We start from the raw sequence: 17,405 nt of genomic DNA, 5'->3' as shown, positions 1-17,405 counted from the left end.
TTATTCTCCCGAGGTGTCTTCTTGAAGATTCAGAGGGTGTTGCGGGTGTTCGCGGCCAATGGCCAACAGGCGCTGTTGCGCGGCGTAGGCCAGCACCGCGTTGACGTCGATGCTCAGCGGGCCGCCGGCATCGAGGGTGACCGTGGGCCGGTCATGGACGTTGAATTCGATTTCCCGCTCGCCATCCAGGGCCAGGGTGCCGCTGGAGAGCGACAGGCCGTGGGCGACGCCGGGTTCCAAAGGTCCGGCGGCGAGCACGCCACAGCCCTGCAACAGACCGGGGGCCAGTGGCACCAGCAGCGCCTCGGGCGATTGCGGGTCCAGGCGCATCCAGGCCCCACCCGGTGCCTGGCGTGACACCGGGAACCACAGGCCACACAACGCCGACAGGCCGATGGATTGCGGCTCGGCGAAGGTCACGAACACTTCGGCCAGATCCTGTGCCCGGCTGATGGCCCGGGCGCCGACAAAGCGCAGCGGCGACACGGCGACGTCCACCAGGGCAACTTCGCGCAAGCCACGGCCGGCATCGCAGACCAGCAGGCGCTTGTTGCGCCGCAGACCGATCTGCGTGGGTATCCGGCCACTGGCGTACAACCCGCCGGCCAGTCCGGCGCTGGTGGCCTCGCGCAATTCAGGAAAGGCGTTATTGGTGCCGGTGGACAGAGTCAGCAACGGGATGTCTCCCACTTCGGCGGCCACCGCCTTGTGGGTGCCATCGCCGCCGAGCACGGCGATCAGCGCCACCTCGCGTTCGGCCATCAGACGCGCGGCCCGACGAGTGTCTTCGACGGTCTGGCGCAGGGTCAGGTCGAGGAACTCCAGGGCCGGCCAATGGCTGCTGCGGGCCTGACGACTGTGACTGTTTTTCAGCACGGCGGCGGCCATGCCGATCATGTCGGTGGGCATCAGCACCTGCTCGATGCCGGTGGCGCCGAACGCGGCCAGCAGGCGTTGGATCACCGAGACCTTGTCGGTACTGGAAAACAGCCCGGCGTTGGCGGTCAGGCGCCGCACGTCACGGCCCGATGCGGGGTTGGCGATGATGCCCACGGTCAGTGGCCGGCGACTCATGGCGCCACCGTGGCGGGGACAGGCGAACGGTCTGGGCAGCCAGACCCTGGGCAGGAAAACATAGGCACCTCGTTGTTATTATTGGATGCCCCGTCGAGCGGGTTGCAGAGGTAGAGCAAGGGCGGTGCCAGTAACGAAAAAAGTCTTCGAAAAGCCCGGACCAGAGCGGTCCAATCGGTTTGTTCAATGCAGCGGAGCGAGCCCTGGTGAGACGCTCCATGTCAGGTTGCACGAGGCTTCGGCGAGACCCTGAGACGTGGCGTCTCACACGGGCCGAACAACCGGTCGAGCTTGTCTGTACCCGGCGAACGGCGCTTAATGTGCGCACAACGATAAGAAGCTGAATCGGAGGCCCCTATGCTTTCCGCTCACTCCCGGGCGCACGTGGATTGCGTCAGTCGCGTGGTGAAAAACGCGAACCAATTGCCACAGCTGCCCGTCCCGGACCTGATCCTCGATTCCTGGCGCCGGTCCCTGGAGCAACATCATCTGGACCCCGGTTCGTTGCAGGGGCCGCGCATCCTGTCCCAGGACGTGCTCAAGCAATGCCGCGAACGCTCCGAGCTGTTCCTCAATATCGCCAGCGAAGAAGTCGCCCGCCTGCATGGCCGAGTGCGCGATGCCGACTACTGCGTGCTACTGACCGATGCCCAGGGCCAGACCATCGACTACCGGGTGGAGACCACGATCCGCAACGACTGCCGCAAGGCCGGCTTGTACCTGGGCACCTGTTGGTCGGAGGGCGAAGAAGGCACCTGTGGCGTGGCGGCGGTGCTCACCGCCAAGGCCCCGGTGACGGTGCACAAGCGCGACCATTTCCGCGCGGCGTTCATTGGCCTGACCTGCTCCGCCGCGCCGGTGTTCGACCCCCAGGGTGAATTGCTCGGGGTATTGGACGTCTCGGCGGTGCGCTCGCCGGACGATCGACGCTCGCAGCACCTGATCCGGCAAATGGTGGTACAGAGCGCCCGGGAAATCGAACAGGCGTTTTTCATGAGCAGCGCCCAGGGCTACTGGGTGCTGCGGGCCCATCGCAACCCCGGCTACGTCGACAGCCAGCCGGACTTCCTGTTCGCCTGGGACGACGACGGCTGCCTGCAAGCCCTGAACCCCGCCGCCCGCCAGTACCTGCTGCAACATTACGGGCAGTTGCCGCAACACATCGGCCAGGTGTTCGACCAGCAACTGCTGCACCGTGCCCGGGACGAAAGCCTCTGCCCGCTCGACCACGCCATGCATGGCCGCTTGAGCGCGCCACGCCATCGGGCCAGTGTGCGTCCGCGGGTCGCGCTGAACCCGTCCGAGATCGACCCGCGCCTGGCCGACAGCCTGCGCCTGGCGGTGCGGGTCAAGGATCGCAACCTGCCGGTGCTGATCCAGGGCGAAACCGGTTCCGGCAAGGAAGTCTTCGCCCGCCAGTTGCACCAGGCCAGCCAGCGCCGTGATCGTCCATTCGTAGCCTTGAACTGCGCCGCCATTCCCGAAAGCCTGATCGAGAGCGAATTGTTCGGCTACGTCGCCGGCGCTTTCACCGGCGCCTCGGCCAAAGGCATGCAGGGCCTGTTACAGCAGGCCGATGGCGGCACCTTGTTCCTGGACGAAATCGGCGACATGCCGCTGGCCTTGCAGACCCGCCTGCTGCGGGTACTGGCCGAGGGTGAAGTGGCGCCGCTGGGGGCGTCGCGCCGCAAGGCCGTGGACATCCAGGTGATCTGCGCCACCCACCGCGACCTGGAGACCCTGGTGGCCGCCGGCGAGTTTCGCGAGGACCTGTATTTCCGCCTGGGCGGCGCACGCTTCCAACTGCCACCGTTGCGCGAGCGCAGCGACCGGCTGGCGCTGATCAATCGGATTCTTGCCGAGGAGTCAGCGCTGTGCGGAGAAACGGTGCAATTGAGCGGCGCAGCCCTGGAATGCCTGCTCGGTTACCACTGGCCGGGCAATGTCCGCCAGTTGCGCCATGTGCTGCGCTATGCCTGCGCGGTGTGCGAAGCTGGTGTGATCCAGCTCAGCCACCTGCCCGAGTCAATGCACGGGACAGACTCCACCGATCATGGGCCGGAGCCAAGTGCCAGCCCGGAACGCCAGGCGTTGCTCGATGCGTTGGTGCGTCATCGCTGGAAACCCACCGCCGCCGCCCGGGCCCTGGGCATTTCCCGGGCGACCCTGTATCGACGGGTGCACCAGCATGGCATCGAAATGCCTGGCCGCAGCCCGGCCTGAGAACCTATCGTCGTGCCAGTTCGTGACGGACACATTGTTCGTAGTAAGTCTGCTTGACCGCGACCGGCTTGAGGCGCGAGGCGCTGTTGTAGGTCTGCTCGGTAATGCCCAGGGCGGTCATGCGCATCCAGGGCCGGGGAAACTTGCGCACTTGCAGCTTCTTGCGCGCGCCGTACAGGCTGACGCCGGAAAGCTTTGACGCCTGGGCCCCCGCCGCGATGTCCGCCCCCCAGCGACACACCGACTGCTGGTTTTGCGTCAGCGCCCGGGCCTGGGCCTCAAGCGAGACGGCGGCCAGGAGAAACGTCGCTACGACCCACATAGAAATACGCATAGGTTTGTCGCCCAACTTTCTGAAATGAAAGAAGTTTGACTTCATACAAATGAGCAAGGGGCCAGCACTGCGACACAATTGCTTGTGATAAAACCCTCACCACAAGCAGGCTCCCTCGCCACGGTTCATTAGCCCGCCTTCGCTTCCTGCAACAACTGCTGGATCACCTGCTCCTGCTCGTCATAACGTCCCTCGCCAAAGTGGCTGTAGCGCACCTGCCCCTTGGCATCGATGAAGTAATGGGCCGGCCAATACTGGTTGTCGAAGGCGCGCCAGATCGCATACTGGTTGTCGATCGCCACCGGGTAATGGATGTCCAGTTTGCGCACCTGCTCGCGCACGTTGTCGATGATCTTCTCGTAGCCGTATTCCGGGGTATGGACGCCGATCACCACCAGCCCGTCCTTTTCATACTTCTTCGCCCAACCGTTCACATAGGGCAAGGTGTGTTGGCAGTTGATGCAGTCATAGGTCCAGAAATCCACCAGCACCACCTTGCCCCGCAGTGACTCGCTGCTCAATGGCGGCGAGTTCAACCACTGCACCGCACCGTCCAACGCGGGCATGGTGCCCTGGGATTGCAGGGTCGGCATGGAACTCGCCCCGGCCTTGCTCACCACATAGTCGATGGCCTTGGGCACGTTTTCCAGCAAGCTTTTTTCCAAGGTGGCCGACTGTTGAGACGAAGTCGCCGCCAACAACCGGTCATCCGTCCCGGTACCAATCGCCACGGCTGCCAGCAACACCACCACTCCCGTTCCCCGACGCAGCCAGGTGGTGATTGGCAGCGAGAGCTTCAGGCGACCGACCAGGCCACGCCCGGCCAGGATCAGCGTGCCCAGGGACAAGGCGCTGCCCAGGCCATAGGCGAGCAACAACAAGCTGGTTTGTGCGCTGGCACCTTGCAGCATGGCGCCGGTCAGGATCACCCCGAGTATCGGGCCGGCGCACGGAGCCCAGAGCAGCCCGGTGGCTACCCCGATCAACACTGACGCCACAGGTCCGGCCATGCGCCCGGCACCGGCGTCCAGGCGATTGCCCAGGCTGACCAGCGGCCGCGCCAGCCAGGTTCCGACCCGGCTGAAGATCAGCGACAAGGCGAACACCACCATCACTGCCAAGGCAACTTGCCGGCCGACGCTGCTGGCGCGCAGTACCCACTCGCTGCTGACCACCGCCAGGCTGGAGACCAGAGCAAACGTCAGCACCATGCCGCCGAGGGTCAGTAGTACCGAGCCGCGAGAGCGATCGGCCCGGGCGAACAGAAACGGCACCACCGGAAGAATACAAGGGCTGAGGATCGTCAGGATCCCGCCGAGGAAAGCGATCAGAAGCATGGCAATACCTCACTATAAAAGGCCGACGCAAACCCTGTGGCGAGGGAGCTTGCTCCCGCTGGGCTGCGAAGCGGCCCCCCCGGGTCTATCTGATACACCGAGTTTTGAGACTTTGGGGGTCGCTTCGCGACCCAGCGGGGATAAATCCCCTCGCCACAAAAGCTCGCAGGCATGGCTGACAGGCTGTTCTCAGTTCTGGTTGCTGCAGTTATCGGAAAGCTTGCGATAGTTCAGCGCTTGCTTGTGGCCTACGGAGTCCAGATAGGTCATGTGGGCGTTGACCACACCGCAGGTCGGCTGGGCGTCTTCACTAAGGGAGAGCACTTTCTGGATGTCCAGGTGGGTGCCGTAGGTGTAGGTTTGCGCCGGCACGTTGCTTTCGGCCCGGGCCGACAGCGTGCAAATATTCAGTGCGGCGAAGAGGCAGGCGGCGTAGATGGCTTTGGTGTTCATGGCGATTCCTCGATTCAATGGGTGTTTATCTGCCGAGGCCTGTTGTGTCGCCTCGATGGGTGCCATTGAATGCCCCGCAGGTATCACGCCTGTATCGAGCCAGGGGGCTTTTTGCATCGCTGTGTATCCACCGCGCGCCAGATACACTGCAATACAAACCGTCGCGAGCCGGGCCGGCCGGCGTCTGTAGACTGATCACAACGAAACGCCGAGGGGGCTGAACACCATGGATCATGTCGATCACGTGTTGATAGTGGATGACGATCGCGAGATCAGAGAGCTGGTTGGCAATTACCTGAAAAAGAACGGCCTGCGCACCACCGTGGTTGCCGATGGCCGGCAGATGCGCGCCTTCCTGGAAACCACCCCGGTGGACCTGATCGTGCTGGACATCATGATGCCCGGCGATGATGGCCTGGTGCTGTGTCGGGAACTGCGTGCCGGCAAGCACAAGGCCACGCCGGTGCTGATGCTCACCGCCCGCAACGACGAGACCGACCGCATCATCGGCCTGGAGATGGGCGCCGACGATTACCTGGTCAAGCCCTTCGCCGCCCGCGAGCTGCTGGCGCGCATCAATGCCGTGCTGCGCCGCACCCGCATGCTGCCGCCCAATCTGGTGGTCACCGAAAGCGGTCGCCTGCTGGCGTTCGGGCGCTGGCGCCTGGACACCACCGCCCGCCACCTGCTGGACACTGACGGCACCATGGTGGCCTTGAGTGGTGCCGAGTATCGTTTGCTGCGGGTGTTTCTCGACCATCCGCAACGGGTGCTCAACCGCGACCAATTGCTTAACCTGACCCAGGGCCGGGACGCCGACCTGTTCGATCGTTCCATCGACCTGCTGGTCAGCCGCCTGCGCCAGCGTCTGTTGGACGATGCCCGGGAGCCGGCCTACATCAAGACCGTGCGCAGCGAAGGCTACGTGTTCTCGCTGCCTGTGGAGATCCTCGAGGCATCGGTATGAGCCTGTCGCTGCGCTGGCCGCGGACGCTCGCCTCCCGGCTGTCGCTGATCTTCCTGATCGGCCTGATCCTGGCCCAGGGCCTGTCCTTCGGCGTCCAGTACTACGAGCGCTACCAGAGCGCCAGGTCGACCATGCTCGGCAACCTGGAAACCGACGTCTCGACCTCCGTCGCCATTCTCGATCGCCTGCCTGCCGCCGAGCGCCCGGCCTGGCTGCCGAAACTCGCCCGACGCAACTACGGCTACCTGCTCGATGAAGGCCAGCCCGGCCAACCGATGGACTTGGCCGACGCGCCGATCTCGGTCAGTTCGATCCAGGAAGCCATCGGCCAGGCCTATGGCCTGACCTTCCAACAGATCCCCGGGCCGCAAATGCACTATCAGGCGCACTTGCGCCTGAGAGACGGCAGCCCGCTGACCATCGACGTACGCCCGGCGATGACGCCCCTCTCTCCCTGGCTGCCGATGGTGTTGCTGGGGCAGTTGGCGCTGCTGATCGGCTGCACCTGGCTGGCCGTGCGCATCGCCGTCGGTCCCCTGACCCGGCTGGCCCAGGCGGTGGAAACCCTCGACCCGAACGCCCATAGCGTGCGCCTGGACGAAAAAGGCCCGACCGAAGTAGTGCATGCGGCCAAGGCCTTCAATGCCATGCAGGACCGCATCGCCGCCTACCTCAAGGAGCGCATGCAGTTGCTGGCAGCGATTTCCCATGACTTGCAGACGCCCATCACGCGCATGAAATTGCGCGCCGAATTCATGGACGAAGGGATCGAACGGGACAAATTGTGGAGCGATTTGAGCGAAATGGAACACCTGGTGCGTGAAGGCGTGGCCTATGCCCGTAGCATTCACGGCGCCACCGAGGCCAGCTGCCGGATCAGCCTGGATGCGTTTCTCGACAGCCTGGTGTTCGACTATCAGGACACCGGCAAGGACGTGCAATTGTCCGGGAAAAACGCCGCCGTGATCGACACCCGCCCCCATGCCCTGCGCCGGGTGTTGGTCAATCTGGTGGACAACGCCCTGAAATTCGCCGGCGCGGCGCAGATCCAGGTGCAACTGGCCGGCAACGGACAATTGGCGATCCAGGTGCTGGACCGTGGCCCCGGGCTCAACGAGCAGGAGCTGGCCGAGGTGCTCAAGCCGTTCTACCGGGTAGAGAGCTCGCGCAACCGGGAAACCGGCGGCACCGGCCTGGGCTTGGCCATCGCCCAGCAATTGGCGATCGCGATGGGCGGCTCACTGACCCTGAGCAACCGCGACGGCGGCGGCCTCTGCGCCGAGTTGCGCCTGAACCGCGACGGTCTCTCCCGGGCGTAGGTCCAACTGTGGGAGCGGGCTTGCTCGCGAAAGCGGTGTGTCTGGCAGTATCAATGTTGAATATGCAGCCGTCTTCGCGAGCAAGCCCGCTCCCACAATGTTCCGAGGCGCTACAAATATTGATGCCTTACCCAGTCTCCCTGTGGGAGCGAGCCTGCTCGCGATGGCGGTGTGTCAGCCAATACCTGTTCGACTGAGCTGACGCCATCGCGAGCGGGCTCGCTCCCACAGGGGTTGAGTATTTAATTGGATGCGGGTTTGTATGCCAGTGTGTCTGCGGCTAACCGGCATACACAACCTTGCACAGTCCTGCATTGCGGACACACCCCACTTACACCGGCTTGAAAGACTCCCTCGTATCCCCGGCGACTATCACGACCGGGCCTCGACATCCAAGGAGCCTTTACATGCCGACCACAACCGCATCCCCTTTTCGCTACCAAGGCTGGTCACTGTTCAGCCTGCTCGCCGCCCTGGTGCTGTTGATGACCGGGGTGATCCTGCTGCTCAACCCGGACCTGACCGAAGGCGTGCGCAGTGCCATTCGCGCCACGGCTCGCTCGTCCTTCATCTTGTTCCTGCTGGCCTTCACCGCCTCGGCATTCGCGGTGCTGGTGCCCTCGCCCCTGAGCCGCTCGCTGGTGCGTGAACGACGCTTCATCGGGCTGGCGTTCGCGTTTTCCCATCTGGTCCATGCCGTGCTGATCTACAGCTACGGCCAGCTCAATCCCGAGTTCTGGCCCGGCCGCACCACCCTTGGCAACGTGCCAGGCACCGTAGGCTACGTGTTCATCCTGTTGCTGGCCCTGACCTCATTCAAAAGCACCACGCGCCTGATCGGTTTCAAGGCCTGGAAGCGCCTGCATGTCACCGGTATGTGGGTACTGGCGGCGATCTTTGCCTATTCCAATTTCAAACGCATCCCCATGAGCGCCTGGTATGTGCTGCCCTTCGGCCTGATCTGCGCCGCCACCGCCATCCGTCTGGTAGGCAAGCTGGCCCAAGCCAACAAACGCCTCTACACCCCGCAACGTGCGGCCTGAGCCCTGGGAGATCATCATGTCTGCAAGAAGCCTGAAAACCCTGCCCATCCAGCTCGATCACGCCGGAGCATGGCTCGCGCCGCTGGGCCTGCGTCTGTTCCTGGCCTGGGAGTTCTTCGAATCCGGCCTGGAGAAATGGAACGGCACGAACTGGTTCGCCGAAATCCAGTCCGCCTTCCCTTTCCCCTTCAACCATGTACCGGCCCATTGGAACTGGGAACTGTCGATGTGGGCCGAGCTGGTCTGTGCCATCGCCCTGTTGATCGGCCTGGGCACCCGCCTGTCGGCGCTGGTGTTGATCATCGTCACCGTGGTGGCGACCGCTGCCGTGCATTGGCCGGCGGACTGGTCGAGCCTGAGCGAACTGGCCCAGGGCTATGCGATCACCAATAAAGGCCATGGCAACTTCAAGCTGCCGTTGATCTACCTGGTGGCGTTGTTGCCGTTGGTGTTGCAGGGGGCGGGGAAGTTGAGTGTGGATGCGGTGCTCATGACTGGGCTGCGCCGCAGATAAGACATCATGCCCATCACTGTGGGAGCGAGCCTGCTCGCGATAGCGGAGTTCCAGTCAATGCAACATTGCTGATCTACCGCCATCGCGAGCAGGCTCGCTCCCACAAGGATTTCGATTATTACAGTTTTGCCCCGACAACCCCTTCTTCCTGCATCCGCCGCAGCAGCGCCACGGCGTTGTCCATGAAATCGAATGTACTCACGCCAGCCTCCCGCGCCAACGCCAGCAACTGCGCCCTTCCTGCCAATTCGGGGTATTGCTCGATTCGCTGCAAAAGGCGCCAGGCCAAGGGGCTGAGCTCGGAAAAACGCACGTCAAGCCCGGGCGTACGCCGCACCAGCAACAAGGTTGGCTGGGGCGCTGGCGTCAAGGGTTGGTAATCCGGCGCCAGGCGATGCACCGGCCATTGATACGCCAGCGGCCAGGCCAGAGGCGAAAGCTGCAAGGGCCGGTCGAACAGCGCCGCCTCGTCATGATGGCTCGACAAGGCCTGGGCCGGCGATTGCAGCAGTGCCATTTCAACCCACTCGTAGTGCGCCAGCTCGGCCATGAACGGCGGTTCCTCCGGTACCTGGCTGGCGGCGAGATAGGCCACGAACTCCTGGGCAATTTCACCGAACCTGGGCGTGGCACAGCGATGCTCACGCAAGAAACGCCGCACGCAGGCACGCCACTTGTCCTGTCCCAATATGCTCACCAGCACCGGAAAGGTGCCACTGAGCAGCGAGCGCAGGTTCTCGAAGATCAGGTCGCGGTATACCCGCGCCCGCGCCGCATCCATGCCCGCCGGGACTGGGCAGCGCTCAGGATCGCGCAGGTAACGGGTCAACGCCTGTTGCTGTTGGTGTAGCGTCTGCCGGGCTTCAGTCATGGGGCACCGCCTGCCGTGTGACGGCCTGGTGTTGCAACTGGCGAATCGTCTGCAACTCAGCCACCAGCGCGGCATAAGGCGGGAAGTTGAAATCCCGCTCAAGCAAGGTCGGCTGCACGCCGAAACGGGCGTAGGCCTGCTCCAGCAGTGCCCAGACCACCGGCTTGACCGGCGCGCCATGGCTGTCGATTTTAAATGTGTCGGACTCGTCGTAGTGCCCGGCCACATGCATCGCCACCACGCATCCCGGTTCAAGGCCCCGCAGGAATGCCAGGGGGTCGAAACCGTGATTGATCGAGTTGACGTAGACATTGTTGACGTCCAGCAGCAGGTCGCAGTCGGCTTCGCGTAGCACCGCTCGGGTGAATTCCAGCTCGCTCATGTCGTGTTGGGGTGCGGCGTAATAGGAGACGTTTTCCACCGCCAGGCGCCGCCCCAGCACATCCTGCGCCTGACGGATCCGTGCCGCCACGTGACGCACCGCTTCCTCGGTAAAGGGCAGCGGCAACAGGTCGTACAAATGCCCTTCATCGCCGCAGTAGCTCAAATGCTCGCTGTACAACGGTACGTTGAAACGATCCAGGAAACCGCGCACCTGTGCAAGAAACGCCAAGTCCAGCGGCGCTGGCCCACCCAGGGACAACGACAGGCCATGGCACGACAATGGATAGCGCTCGGCCAGCCAATGCAAGGCGGCGCCATGGGCGCCGCCGATTCCGATCCAGTTTTCCGGGGCGACTTCGAGAAAGTCGAAATCCCCTGCCGGCGCCTCGCGCAGTTCATCGAGCAAGGCCCGGCGCAGGCCGAGGCCTGCAGAGGGTTGAGGTAAATTCAACATGACACATCTCCTTGGAAAGCAAGAGATGGGGAGCCACAACTGATTAATGCCAGGCAACACAAACCTGTGGCGAGGGGATTTATCCCCGCTGGGCTGCGCAGCAGCCCCAATGCAGCAGACTCAATCTTCCTGGCATCCCGAGTTGGCAGGTTTCAGGGCTGCTTCGCAGCCCAGCGGGGCGGTGCGACGTTTCGCTAAATCCCCTCGCCACAACAGCAGAGCTCGATTCAATGTCCTCAATCGGCCCCCCTAAGAGTGAAGTCAGGACTCGATAGCCGCCCCACACTTGCCTTCGCCACATTTGCCTTCCGCGGTCTTCGCCTGGGCCGACAGGTATTGCTTGGCTTCCGGCAACGAGATACCGCCGTCGTGGTTGGCGTCGATCTTGTCGAATTCAGCGGCGCGCTCCGGCGCTGCGGCGATGAACTCGTCGCGCGAGACCTTGCCATCGTGGTTGGTATCGGTCTTGGCGAACTTGTCCTCGCCACACTTGCCTTCGGCGGGTTTCTTCACGGTATCGGCCGCCGCCAGGGTGTAGCCCTGGGCCAGGTCGTTCATGGTCAAGGCTGAAGCCGCCGTGGAGAGACCGAGGCCGCCGACCAGGGCCAGGCCGAGTGCAAGGGACGAATTTCGGGAGAAGTTGAGCATGGGGTAGTCCTCGAACGATCAATACGCCAGTCACCCGCACCGAGGCTCGGTGCCGGCTGGCTGGCGTAGTTAATCGCCGGGGTGTATCCGGCCTGTGTCGCCGCTCCGGGTCTTCCTCAAGCCGATGTATCCGGGCCCGCGCGGTACACACTGCGATACACGCCTGCCCGGCCTGAGGCCCCTGATGTTGAAAAAATCGAAACCTTGGCAGGCCTGCACCGGTCAAGTCCTGTATGAACGTCAACCGCTGCAGGTCGCGCCAAGCGACCGAGGCCCGAAACGAGGGACAGACATGAGCATGACCGTCGGTGATTTTCTGGTGGAACGTCTTTATGAATGGGGAGTTCGCCGCATCTATGGCTATCCGGGCGATGGCATCAACGGCGTCTTTGGCGCCTTGAACCGCGCCCAGGGAAAAATCCGCTTCATCCAGGCTCGCCACGAGGAAATGGCCGCGTTCATGGCCTGTGCCCACGCCAAGTTCACCGGCGAGTTGGGGGTCTGCATCGCCACCTCCGGGCCTGGCGCGTCCCACTTGGTGACCGGTCTCTACGACGCGCGGATGGACCACATGCCAGTGCTCGCCATCAGCGGTCAGCAGGCTCGCGCCGCGCTGGGCGGGCACTACCAGCAGGAACTGGACCTGGTCAGCCTGTTCAAGGATGTGGCCGGGGCGTTCGTGCAGCAAGCCAGCGTGCCCGCCCAGGTGCGTCACCTGCTGGACCGCGCCGTGCGCACGGCGGTGGGCGAACGCCGGGTCACGGCGCTGATCCTGCCGAACGATCTCCAGGACATGGAATACACCGCGCCACCTCACAAGCACGGGACGGTTCATTCCGGCGTCGGCTACCGCAAGCCCAGCATCGTTCCCTACGAAGAGGACCTGCGCAAAGCCGCCGAGGTCCTCAATGCCGGCAAGAAGGTCGCCATCCTGGTCGGTGCCGGAGCGCTGCACGCCACCGACGAGGTGATCGCCATCGCCGAGAAGCTTGGCGCCGGCGTGGCCAAGGCGCTGCTGGGCAAGGCCGCCGTGCCGGATGACCTGCCCTGGGTCACCGGCACCATCGGCCTGCTCGGCACTGAGCCCAGTGACAACCTCATGGCCGGCTGCGACACGCTGCTGATGATCGGCTCAGGCTTCCCCTACGCCGAATTCCTGCCCCCTGAAGGCCAGGCCCGAGGCGTGCAGATCGACATTCAGGCAGACATGCTCAGCCTGCGCTATCCCATGGAAGTCAACCTGCACGGCGACAGCGTCGATACCTTGCGTGCCCTGCTGCCGTTGATCGAAGAAAAAACCGACCATGCCTGGCGCAAGAAAATCGAGCATTGGCGGGAACGCTGGGACCGGACCCTGGAAAAACGCGCCCGGGTATCCGCCAAGCCGATCAATCCGCAGCGGGTCACCTTCGAACTGTCGCCGCGGTTGCCGGACGACGCCATCATCACTTGCGATTCCGGGTCCTGCGCCAATTGGTTCGCCCGCGACCTGCAGATCCGTCGCGGCATGATGTGTTCGCTGTCCGGTGGCCTGGCGTCGATGGGGGCGGCCGTGCCCTATGCCATCGCGGCGAAACTCTGCCATCCAGAGCGGCCGGTGATCGCCCTGGTGGGCGATGGCGCCATGCAGATGAACAACATGGCCGAGCTGATCACTGTCGCCAAATACTGGCGCACCTGGACTAACGGCACCTGGATATGCGCAGTGTTCAACAATCGGGATTTGAACCAGGTCACCTGGGAGCAGCGGGTCATGGAGGGCGATCCGAAATTCGCCGCCTCCCAGGACATCCCCGACGTGCCCTACCACCTGTTCGCCGAATCCATTGGCCTGAAGGGCATCCTGGTGCTGCATGAGGACGACGTGGCCACGGCCTGGGAAACCGCGCTGGCGGCGGACCGTCCGGTGCTGATCGAGTTTCGCACCGACCCCGACGTGCCACCGCTGCCGCCGCACATCAAGCTGGAACAGGCGAAGAAGTTTGCCTCGACCCTGCTCCAGGGCGACCCGAACGAGCGAGGCATCGTGGTCGAGACCGCCAAGCAGGTCCTGAGCAGCCTGCTGCCGGGCCATCACACCGATAAAAAGTGAGGCGTGACGCAATGCCAACGGTCGAGTTGCATCGTCGCTATGAACGAGCCCTGCTGTTGGCTTTCTGCGTGCTGTGGGGATGGATGGCCATCGCGCCGATAAAACGCAGCGACTGGCTGGCGGAGAACCTGCTGGTCATTGCGTTGTTGGTTATCCTGGTGATCGCTCATCGGCGCTTCAGTTTCTCCCGGCTGTCCGCCACGCTGTTGTTCGTGTTCCTCTGCATCCATGAAGTGGGGGCCCACTACACCTATGCCAAGGTGCCTTACAACCAGTGGTGGCAGGCCATGACAGGGGGCCAGTCGCTTGATCAGCTCATGGGTTTCCAGCGCAACCAATTCGATCGGCTGGTGCACTTCAGCTACGGGCTGCTGCTGGCCTATCCGTTGCGCGAGGTTTTACTGCGGGTTGCACCAGCAACGGGGTTCAGGGGCTATTTACTGGCCTGGAGCCTGATCCTCGCGTCGTCGGCCATTTACGAGATCATCGAGTGGTTGGGCGGTGCCTATATCGGCGGCGACACCGCCAAGGCCTTTGTCGGCGCCCAACAAGACCCGTGGGACTCCCAAAAGGACATGGCCTTGGCCGCGCTTGCCGCATTCATTGCCCTGCTGGCTGCCGCCGGGGTCAATTACCTGCGCCAACGGGATATCGCCCTCGAATGGGCTTCACGCTTCAAGGCCCGCACATGACGAAGACGACAGCCTGTCGGGCCTTTCATTAACACGACTAAGTAAATCAGCCCTCCCGCCGATATAAGACAAGTGCGGGTGAAATCGCTTTTTGGCTGATGACTTACTTTTATGATTGAAGATGCTGGCAACGCCTCGACTGTCCTTTCCCCGGGCTCGCCAACCCGAAGCTTCACCCGTCGCACGTTCCCGGCCATCATGCTCCTGCTGTTTGTCATGTCTGCACTGGCGATCGCCGTGCTGCTCAACATCACCGGCGCCCAGGACCGGCGCGCCCGTGAACAGAGCCTGTTTTTCGCCCAGCGGGCCATCGAGGGGATCCGCACCGGCATCGGCCGGGACCTGAGCGACTATTCCAAGTGGAGCGACGCCTACCGGCACCTGCATGTCAAGGTCGACAAGGAATGGGCCTATGACCAGGAAAACGTCGGCAGCAGCGTGTATTCGCTCTACGGTTACCAGGCAGTGTTTGTCATTTCTCCGACCGGCAAGACCGTCTATTCGGTGATCGATGGCCAGATGAGTGATGTCGATGCCGATACCTGGTTGACAGGCGACCTGCGCGCCCTGTGGAACAAAGCCAGCACCGCGGAAAATCACGACGAAGTGGTCGTCGAGATGCTGCATCACCAGGACGCCCCGGCGTTCGTCGCCGCGTCCGCCATCACCACCGGCACGGACAACAGCGTGGCGCAAGTCCCCGGCCCACCCAGCCTGATGCTCTTCGTCAAAGTGCTTGATCCCGCCGCCCTGCAAAACCTGGCGCGGGACTTCGCCCTGCCCGATGCTCATATCGCCAGGACACCGGGCCCGGACGATACCGCCCAGTTGCTGCTCAACAACCTGACCCAGGAAGCCCTGGCCTGGCGGCCGCAAACCCCGGGCCAGGATCTGCGCAAGATCCTCCTGCCCCTGCTGGCCCTGGCGTTGCTGGTGCTGGGGATTCTGGCGCTGGCCGTTCTGCGCCATGCCCTGGCCATGCTCCGCGCCCAGGAACGCCAATACGCCAGCCTGCTGGCCCACCGCAAGGCATTGGAACGCAGTGAAGAGCGTTTCCGGGACATTGCCGAAGTGTCCTCCGACTGGTTGTGGGAGGTCGATTCGACCGGGACGCTGACTTACCTGTCGGAGCGCTTTGAACAAGTGACCGGGTTCAGCCCTACGCAATGGCTGGGCAAACCCCTGCACCGGCTGCTTCACCCCCATGGCGGCTCGATCTCGATTGCCCAATGGCTGCTCGGCGGTGCCAACAGCCTCTCCTCGACGCCACTGTTGTGCGAGTACACCGCGCGCAACCAGCGCATCCGCACCTGCAAACTCTCGGTACGGGCCATCGAAGCCGGCACCCTGGGCTTTCGCGGCACCGCCACCGACATCACCGACGAGTTGCGGGCGCTGGCCCAGATCAAGCACCTTTCCCTGCATGATCCACTGACCGGGCTGGCGAACCGAAACCGCCTGTTCGATTGCCTGCGCGAACACCTGGGCCACCCCGATCACCCGCCCCTGGCGTTGCTGAACCTGGACATGGACCGATTCAAGCCGGTCAACGACTCCCTGGGTCATGCCGTGGGCGATAAAGTGCTCAAGGAAGTGGCGCATATCCTCCAGCAAAACGTACGCGACACTGATCTGGTAGCACGCCTGGGCGGTGATGAATTTGTCATTATCATGCCCGATCCGGGCGATACCGACGCTCTCGATCAAGTCTGTGAACGACTGATCGATTGCATGCAACGGCCCATGCACCTGGACGGTAATACGCTGTACCTGGGAGTGAGCATCGGTGTCGCCTGGTCACAGCCCGGTGACGAACGTACCGATGAACTGTTGCGCCGCGCCGATATCGCCTTGTATGCGGCCAAGGCCGCCGGCCGCAATACCTGGCGCGTGTATGTGGAGGCCATGGGCAACCTGGCCCGCGACCGCCGGCGGTACGAACAGCAACTGCGCGACGCAATGCAGCGGGATCAACTGGAACTGCGTTACCTGCCTCGCTTCGATGTCAGCGCCGAGCAGTTGCATGGCTTCGAAGCCCAGACGTTCTGGCACCATCCGGAAAAAGGTGAGCTGGGTGGAGCCGACTTCATACCGGTGGCCGAGACATCGGGCCAGCTTGAAGAATTGGGTACGTGGATGTTGATCAACGTTTGTGAAGAAGCCGCCTCCTGGCCGAGCGCCGTCAATGTCTCCATCGCGGTTTCACCCCGCTGGTTCAACAGCACCTTCTTGCTCAACCAGGTGCAAGAGGCCCTCGAAGCGAGTGGCCTGGCGCCTCACCGACTGACCCTGGAAGTGGCCGAAGGGGTCCTGCTGGCCGACCACAAGACCGTCGCCAGCACCCTCCATGCGCTCAAGGACCTTGGCGTGCGGATCAACATCGATAAATTCGGCACCAGCATCGCCTCCCTTCGCGAGGTACTGGACCAACCGTTCGATGGCATCCGCTTCGATCGCAACATCCTGACGCAGCTGGGCCTGGAGGACGACAAGGAAGGCGTCCTGGCGATGATCCGGTTGAGCCGCAGCGTAGGGCTCATGGTCACCGCCGAAGGCATCGAAAACGCCCGGCAATTCAGCCAACTGCGCAACGTAGCCTGCGACCATGTCCAGGGCCCCTACTTCGGCGCGGCATTGGCCCGCTCGGAAATGGCCTCGTTCTTCACCACGCCACGGTGGCTGTAACCCACTCCCCACCGCTATCGCGAGCAGGCTCGCTCCCACAATGGGCCTGTATCGGACCCAAAACCTGAGGTCACCCAATGACCCTGTGGGAGCGGGCTTGCTCGCGAAGGCAATGGACCTGCTGGCATATATGTTGGCTGTGCCAACGTCTTCGCGAGCAAGCCCGCTCCCACAATAGGCCCGGCGGTGCATGCAAAACTCATGAACACCTCAAGCCCCCTGTGGGAGCGAGCCTGCTCGCGAAGGCAATGGACCTGCTGGCATATATGTTGGCTGTGCCAACGTCTTCGCGAGCAAGCCCGCTCCCACAATAGG

General features: G+C 63.2%; 15 protein-coding genes. 8 read left to right on the top strand and 7 right to left on the bottom strand.

Annotation, left to right across the window (positions count from 1 at the left end; all coding sequences use genetic code 11):
• Positions 1-1,074 (bottom strand): ATP-NAD kinase family protein, encoded by a 1,074-nt coding sequence (locus tag AC30D9_RS19330; RefSeq protein WP_109756190.1) that lies wholly within the window; start codon positions 1,072-1,074, stop codon positions 1-3.
• A 357-nt stretch (positions 1,075-1,431) separates the two neighbouring features.
• Here AC30D9_RS19330 and AC30D9_RS19325 point away from each other — a divergent pair, with 357 nt between their 5' ends.
• On the top strand, positions 1,432-3,297 hold the full coding sequence (locus AC30D9_RS19325) for a sigma-54-dependent Fis family transcriptional regulator (RefSeq protein WP_490144615.1): 1,866 nt from the start codon (positions 1,432-1,434) through the stop codon (positions 3,295-3,297).
• A gap of 4 nt (positions 3,298-3,301) precedes the next feature.
• Here the strand turns inward: AC30D9_RS19325 and AC30D9_RS19320 are convergent, their stop codons facing one another.
• From AC30D9_RS19320 to AC30D9_RS19310, 3 genes are all read right to left on the bottom strand, one after another.
• Complete coding sequence (locus AC30D9_RS19320; protein WP_134924052.1) at positions 3,302-3,631, bottom strand: hypothetical protein; 330 nt, start codon at positions 3,629-3,631, stop codon at positions 3,302-3,304.
• A 128-nt stretch (positions 3,632-3,759) separates the two neighbouring features.
• Complete coding sequence (locus AC30D9_RS19315) at positions 3,760-4,968, bottom strand: cytochrome c biogenesis protein DipZ (RefSeq protein ID WP_307570944.1); 1,209 nt, start codon at positions 4,966-4,968, stop codon at positions 3,760-3,762.
• Positions 4,969-5,157: 189 nt separating this feature from the next.
• Complete coding sequence (locus AC30D9_RS19310; protein WP_134924050.1) at positions 5,158-5,421, bottom strand: DUF2790 domain-containing protein; 264 nt, start codon at positions 5,419-5,421, stop codon at positions 5,158-5,160.
• A 226-nt stretch (positions 5,422-5,647) separates the two neighbouring features.
• Between AC30D9_RS19310 and AC30D9_RS19305 the strand changes: the two genes are divergently transcribed.
• From AC30D9_RS19305 to AC30D9_RS19290, 4 genes are all read left to right on the top strand, one after another.
• A complete protein-coding gene (locus AC30D9_RS19305) occupies positions 5,648-6,388 on the top strand; it encodes a response regulator (RefSeq protein ID WP_003202589.1) in 741 nt (246 codons plus the stop codon).
• Positions 6,385-7,707 (top strand): ATP-binding protein, encoded by a 1,323-nt coding sequence (locus AC30D9_RS19300; protein ID WP_134924049.1) that lies wholly within the window; start codon positions 6,385-6,387, stop codon positions 7,705-7,707. Before AC30D9_RS19305 ends, AC30D9_RS19300 begins: the two co-directional genes overlap by 4 nt.
• A 407-nt stretch (positions 7,708-8,114) precedes the next feature.
• Positions 8,115-8,750, top strand: a complete 636-nt coding sequence (locus AC30D9_RS19295; protein ID WP_490144614.1) for a ferric reductase-like transmembrane domain-containing protein — start codon at positions 8,115-8,117, stop codon at positions 8,748-8,750.
• Between the two features lie 16 nt (positions 8,751-8,766).
• Entirely contained in the window at positions 8,767-9,264 is a 498-nt protein-coding gene (locus AC30D9_RS19290) for an HvfX family Cu-binding RiPP maturation protein (protein WP_134924047.1), read from the top strand.
• A 118-nt stretch (positions 9,265-9,382) separates the two neighbouring features.
• On the opposite strand, the gene AC30D9_RS19285 is transcribed toward AC30D9_RS19290, so the two are convergent.
• The 3 genes from AC30D9_RS19285 to AC30D9_RS19275 form a co-directional block, all read right to left on the bottom strand.
• Positions 9,383-10,135 carry an HvfC family RiPP maturation protein gene (locus AC30D9_RS19285; protein WP_490144613.1) on the bottom strand — a complete coding sequence of 251 codons (753 nt, stop codon included), beginning with the start codon at positions 10,133-10,135 and terminating at the stop codon, positions 9,383-9,385.
• A complete protein-coding gene (locus AC30D9_RS19280; protein ID WP_490144612.1) occupies positions 10,128-10,973 on the bottom strand; it encodes an HvfB family MNIO-type RiPP peptide maturase in 846 nt (281 codons plus the stop codon). The genes AC30D9_RS19285 and AC30D9_RS19280 overlap by 8 nt, the downstream gene beginning before the upstream one ends.
• Positions 10,974-11,234: 261 nt before the next feature.
• Entirely contained in the window at positions 11,235-11,621 is a 387-nt protein-coding gene (locus tag AC30D9_RS19275; protein ID WP_116832219.1) for an EF-hand domain-containing protein, read from the bottom strand.
• Positions 11,622-11,913: 292 nt separating this feature from the next.
• Between AC30D9_RS19275 and AC30D9_RS19270 the strand changes: the two genes are divergently transcribed.
• From AC30D9_RS19270 to AC30D9_RS19260, 3 genes are all read left to right on the top strand, one after another.
• A complete protein-coding gene (locus tag AC30D9_RS19270) occupies positions 11,914-13,713 on the top strand; it encodes a thiamine pyrophosphate-requiring protein (RefSeq protein WP_307570949.1) in 1,800 nt (599 codons plus the stop codon).
• A gap of 11 nt (positions 13,714-13,724) precedes the next feature.
• A complete protein-coding gene (locus AC30D9_RS19265) occupies positions 13,725-14,405 on the top strand; it encodes a DUF2238 domain-containing protein (RefSeq protein WP_490144611.1) in 681 nt (226 codons plus the stop codon).
• Positions 14,406-14,516: 111 nt separating this feature from the next.
• Positions 14,517-17,090, top strand: a complete 2,574-nt coding sequence (locus AC30D9_RS19260; RefSeq protein WP_490144610.1) for a bifunctional diguanylate cyclase/phosphodiesterase — start codon at positions 14,517-14,519, stop codon at positions 17,088-17,090.
• The last annotated feature ends 315 nt before the right edge of the window (positions 17,091-17,405 follow it).

It is taken from the genome of Pseudomonas sp. DF11 (assembly GCF_058148565.1).
The sequence above is the reverse complement of the archived record's forward strand: the minus strand, read 5'-3'. Positions and strand labels throughout refer to the sequence as shown.